The 5,088-nt window shown below is 75.1% G+C and carries 5 protein-coding genes and 1 pseudogene; 2 read left to right on the top strand and 4 right to left on the bottom strand.

Annotation, left to right across the window (positions count from 1 at the left end):
- Positions 1-245 precede the first annotated feature (245 nt).
- The 3 genes from G3I42_RS25275 to G3I42_RS25285 form a co-directional block, all read right to left on the bottom strand.
- Positions 246-752 carry a GNAT family N-acetyltransferase gene (locus G3I42_RS25275; protein ID WP_164289611.1) on the bottom strand — a complete coding sequence of 169 codons (507 nt, stop codon included), beginning with the start codon at positions 750-752 and terminating at the stop codon, positions 246-248.
- Between the two features lie 112 nt (positions 753-864).
- Positions 865-1,296 (bottom strand): response regulator, encoded by a 432-nt coding sequence (locus tag G3I42_RS25280; RefSeq protein WP_164289613.1) that lies wholly within the window; start codon positions 1,294-1,296, stop codon positions 865-867.
- Positions 1,280-1,663 carry a hypothetical protein gene (locus tag G3I42_RS25285; protein ID WP_164289615.1) on the bottom strand — a complete coding sequence of 128 codons (384 nt, stop codon included), beginning with the start codon at positions 1,661-1,663 and terminating at the stop codon, positions 1,280-1,282. The genes G3I42_RS25280 and G3I42_RS25285 overlap by 17 nt, the downstream gene beginning before the upstream one ends.
- 115 nt (positions 1,664-1,778) lie before the next feature.
- Between G3I42_RS25285 and G3I42_RS25290 the strand changes: the two genes are divergently transcribed.
- Positions 1,779-3,452, top strand: a complete 1,674-nt coding sequence (locus G3I42_RS25290; protein WP_164289617.1) for a sensor histidine kinase — start codon at positions 1,779-1,781, stop codon at positions 3,450-3,452.
- Positions 3,453-3,661: 209 nt separating this feature from the next.
- Entirely contained in the window at positions 3,662-4,282 is a 621-nt protein-coding gene (locus G3I42_RS25295) for a response regulator transcription factor (protein WP_343244660.1), read from the top strand.
- 276 nt (positions 4,283-4,558) lie between these two features.
- Here the strand turns inward: G3I42_RS25295 and G3I42_RS37835 are convergent.
- Positions 4,559-5,047: pseudogene (locus G3I42_RS37835) on the bottom strand (ATP-binding cassette domain-containing protein); the annotation flags it as partial.
- Positions 5,048-5,088: the final 41 nt, after the last annotated feature.

Consider the following 5,088-nt stretch of genomic DNA (forward strand, 5'->3'; position numbering starts at 1 on the left):
GCGGTGGCGAGGGCGGCTCCGGCGAGGAGCGACCTGCGGGCGGGGCGGGAAGACGCCGGTTCGCCGGAAGCGGGGACTCCGGAAGCGGCGTTCGGGCGGACGGCATCGCTCATCGCTTGCTCCTCCTCGGGGCGGCCTGTCGGTACGGGCCGCAGTGTGCCCGCCGACGCCCCCACGGGCGCCGGGGCGTGCGGGGGAACGGCGGGTGAACTTCTTCCGGAGGGCGGGACGGGCGGAGCGGGGTGTCAGGCCGTCAGGTGCCGTATGTGCACGTGCCCGTCGCGCGGGAAGTCCGGCGGGAAGGCGGGCAGGACATGGCTGAAGGCGTAGTCGCTCTTCTCCGCGACGCGGCAGGAGGCGGCGTTGTCCTCCTGGTGGAGCAGGCGGACTTGGGGCACGTCGGTCTCTTCGTGGAGGTACGTGGTCAGCGCGCGCAGCGCCCGCGTCGCCACTCCCGTGCCGCGCGCGGCCTCTGCCGTCCAGTAGCCGACCTCGCAGGGGCTCGCGGCGGGGGTCTTGAGCACGAGGTGGCCGACCAGGCGCGGCGCCCCCTCCGTCCGCGCGCGGATCGCGAAGCCCTGCCGCTCCCCCGCCGCGCGCCCGCGCGTCTCGGCGGTCAGCCACTGCCGGGGCGGGCCCGGGAGCGGGAAGACGCGGGCCAGTTCGGTGAGATCGGCCTCGGTCCAGGGGCGCAGCAGCAGGGCCGGCACGGTGGCGGTCGCGGGCACGTCGAGCGGGGGCAGGTCGTCCATGGCCGGCAGGCTAACGGCAGCCCCGCCTGGTAAGGGCGTGGGTCCAGCACGCCCTGCCCGAGGTCGCCCCGGCCCCCTGCGGGGCGGGGCTTCGGCCACGGGCAGGGGCGGTTCAGGGCCGGGGCGGGCGGACGACCGTCTCCAGGTAGAAGGCGTCGATGCTCTGCACGGCGCGCTCGAAGTCGTCCAGGTTGACGGGCTTCGTCACGTAGGCGTTGGCGTGCTGGCGGTAGGCGCCGCTCACGTCGTCGGGCGCCGAGGAGGTGGTGAGCACCACGACCGGGATCGTCCGCAGATCCTCGTCCTGCTTGATGACGGCGAGCAGTTCGCGGCCGTTCATGCGCGGCATGTTGAGGTCGAGCACGATCAGGTCGGGGCGGGTGTTGCCGCGGTCGCGGAGGTAGTCGAGACCGGCCACGCCGTCGTGCACCTGGGTCAGGTTCCGGGCACCGCGTGCGAGGAGGGCGTCTTCGATAAGGAGGGCGTCGGCCTCGTCGTCCTCGACCAGCAGCACGTCATAGGGGCGGTCAGGGGCGATCATCATCGGGGTCTCCGGTGCTCGGTTCTGGGGTCGGGGTGGAGAGGCCGGGCCAGCGGCGCCGCGCCCCCTGCCGGGTGAGTCCGGACGCCCGGCCGATCTGCGGGTATCCGGCTCCGGCGCGGGCGGCCTCGTGCGCCGTGCCGGCCTCCAGGCGGAGGGCGGCCTGCTGGATGTGGGTGAGGAGGTGCAGGTGTGCCAGGGCGCGTGCCCGCTCCGGCGTCCGCTCCGCCTCGGGGGGTTCGTCCTCCGGCACGGGCACGAAGGAGAACACCTCGGGCACGAGATGTTCGACGAGGGCCGCGAGTTCCTCGGTGACGCGTGTTTCCAGTTCCGGTTCGGACATGCGCAAGGAGAAGTGGACGCCTGGCATGACCGCCACTCTACGGAAAGGGAGCCGGGCGTGACAACAAGCGTTGTCGTGGCGCTACAGTACCTGCGCCGCGTGCGTTCCGAGCGGCCACACGGATGCCCGAGGAGTTTCCGCGATGACCGCACCCCAGCAGCACGACGCCCCGCCCGCCGGGCGGCCGTCCCGGTGGACGACCCGGAAGTGGGTACGGGCGGGCGGGGCGGTGGCACTGGTCCTCCTCGCACTGCTCGGCGGCATCGGCGTCTGGGCCATGGGGCGGGCCTCCTCGCTCACCGGCACGCTGGTCGACGGGCACTCCCCCGCGCTGACGAACGCGGTCCGCCTGGAGGCCGCGCTCGTCAACCAGGAGACGGGCGTGCGCGGGTACGGCCTCACCGGCGAGCGCCGCTTCCTGGAACCGTACGAGCGCGGCCTCGCGGACGAGAAGACCGCCGTGGCGCGGCTGCGCACCCTGGTGGACGACGGACGCAACCGCGCCGACCTCGACCGTGTCCTCGCCCGCACCCGCACGTGGCAGGGGCGGATCGCCCACCCCGTGGCCGCCGCCCCCGGCGGGGCCCCCGTGCCGCTCGCCGCGGCGCGGGCCGCCGAGGGCAAGTCCGCCTTCGACGCGGTGCGCCGGGCGCTCACGACCCAGCAGGACCACTTGAAGGCGGCGCGTGCCGACGCGGTCGAGGAGCTGCGGGCCGCCGAGCGGCTGCGCGACGGCGTCTTCCTCGCGATCGGGGTGATCCTCGTGCTGCTCGCCCTCGCCGTCTTCGAGGGGCTGCGACGCGGCGTGACGGACCCGCTCGACCGGCTCAGCGCGGACACGGGACGGGTCACGCGGGGTGATTTCGCCCACCGCATCAGGGTCTCGGGCCCCGCCGACCTGCGTCGCCTCGGCGCGGACGTCGAGTCGATGCGCCACCGGCTGGCCGCCGAGCTGGCCACGAGCGAAGAGCGGCGCCTGCTCCTCGACGAGCAGACGGCCGACCTCAAGCGCTCCAACGAGGAGCTGGAGCAGTTCGCCTACATCGCCTCGCACGACCTCCAGGAACCGCTGCGGAAGGTCTCCAGCTTCACGCAGCTGCTCCAGCGCCGTTACGCGGGCGAACTCGACGCCCGCGCCGACCAGTACATCGCCTTCGCGGTGGACGGCGCCAACCGGATGCAGGTGCTCATCAACGACCTGCTCGCCTTCTCGCGCATCGGCCGCCTGACCGACAAGCACGAGCGCGTCGACCTCGACGCGCTGGTCGGGCGGACCCTCGACACGCTCGGGATGGCGATCGAGGAGGCCGGGGCGCGGATCACGCGCGACGCGCTGCCGGCCGTCACCGGGGACCCCACGCAGCTCGGGATGCTCTGGCAGAACCTGCTCTCGAACGCCGTGAAGTTCCGCTCCCCGGAGCGCCCGCCCGAGATCCGCGTGGGCGTCGCGCCGGAGGGGGACGCGTGGCGGTTCACCGTCACGGACAACGGGATCGGCATCGAACCGGAGTACGCGGAACGCGTCTTCGTCATCTTCCAGCGCCTGCACACCAAGGACACCTATCCGGGCAGCGGCATCGGTCTCGCGATCTGCAAGAAGGTCGTGGAGTACCACGGCGGGACCATCTCCCTCACCCCGGCCGAGGGCCCCGGGACCGCCATCACGTTCACCCTGCCGCGCCGGGCCGGGGACGGCGCGGACACGGCCGCGGCGGAGACCGTCCCCCACGCCGCCGTACCCCGCCCCGTCCCCCACGCCGCCGTACCCCGCCCCGCCCTGCCCGCGGCGCCGGTCCCGGACGGCTCCGCCTCCTGACGGCGGCCCAGCCCCTCCCCGGCTCGCGCGCCGCACCAGGCTCCCCAGGGGGCGCACGGGGCGCGCGTTCCGCGCCCTCGCGCGCCGCCTCCGCCTCGTCCCCTTCCGGCCAATGCGTGGCTATCGCGCACGCGCGGGCACCCGCTCCGGTGAACTGATCGGTACCGGGCGGGAGTCGCCCCGGTCATACGAAGCCAGGGGAGTTCCGGGTGCCGCTTCGCACGAAGATATTGCTGGTGCACGAGATCCCGCTCTGGCGGGTCGCGTTGCGGGCGCTGCTCGCGGCCGACACGGATCTGCACGTGGAGACCGCGGGCCCCGGCGAGGTGGGACGGGCGGCCGACACCTGCCTTCCCGACGTCTACGTCCTCGACCTCGACTGTCCGGGTTCCCTGGGCCTGCTCACCGAGATAGAGACCCTCCGCTCCTCGCGCGCGCCCCAGGAGGCAGGCTCGCTCGTCATCCTGACGAAGGGCGAGCGGCCCGGCGACCTGCGCCGCGCCTTCCACGCGGGCGCGGGCGGGTACGTGGACAAGTATGGCGAGTCGGGGGACCTCGCCGCCGTGGTGCGCAAGGTCGCCGCCGGGGGCAGGCACCTGGACGAGACGCTGGCGTTCGGCCTGCTGCGGGTCGCCGAGTCGCCCTTGTCGGACCGCGAGCTACGCGTCCTCGGGCTCGCCGCCGAGGGCGAGTCGGTGGCCGGGATAGCGGGGCGTCTGCACCTCGCGGCCGGCACGGTCCGCAACTACCTCGCGGCGGCGATCCGCAAGACCGGCGCGCGCAACCGGCTGGACGCCATCCGGCTCGCCAAGGAGGCCGGCTGGCTGTGAGGCGGGGGGCACGGCGGCGCCCGTCAGCTCCCGGAACAGGGCCGAGCGGGCGGCCAGTTCCCCCGGCGTGCCGCAGTCGGTGCGGGCGCCGTCCAGGAGCAGGACCCTGGTGGCGCGCGCGGCGGTCGCCGGGCGATGGGCGACGAGCACGAGGGTCGTGCCGGGCCTGGCGGCCAGAGCGCGCTCGGCGCGCAGTTCGGCCCGCGGGTCCAGGTGGCTCGTGGCCTCGTCGAGCACGAGGAGCGGAGCGGGCGAGAGCCAGGCGCGGGCGAGAGCGACGAGCTGGCGCTCACCGGGCGAGAGCCGGCCCGGCCGCACCGGTACGTCCCAGCCCCCCACGGACCGCAGGACCGCGTCGAGCCCGACAGCCCTTGCCGCGGCCGCGAGCGCCGCGTCGTCCGCGTCCGGGCGCAGGTAGGCGACGGCCTCGCGGAGCGTGCCCTCGGGCAGGTACGCCTGCTGCGGGGCGAGGGTGCGGAAGAGCCCGGGATCGGTGTCGCCGGGCGGGTGCCCGTACCAGAGGACCTGACCGGCCGTGGGGACGCGGACTCCCGCGACGAGCGCGGCGAGCGTCGACTTGCCCGCTCCGCTCGGGCCGATGACGGCGAGCCGTTCCCCGGGGCCGAGGGCGAGGTCGAGCCGGTCGAGCACCGGGCGGGCCCCGGGCCCGTACGCGTACGAGATGCCGCGCAGTTCGAGGAGCGGCCCCGGGCGGGGGCGGGCGGGCGCGCGGCGCGGTGGGGCGGGCAGCGGCGGGGGCGGCACCGCGAAGCGGTCGAGGACGACGAGGAGGCGCCCTCCGGCGG

The sequence above is a fragment of the Streptomyces sp. SID11385 genome, from assembly GCF_010548245.1.
Lineage (GTDB): Bacteria > Actinomycetota > Actinomycetes > Streptomycetales > Streptomycetaceae > Streptomyces.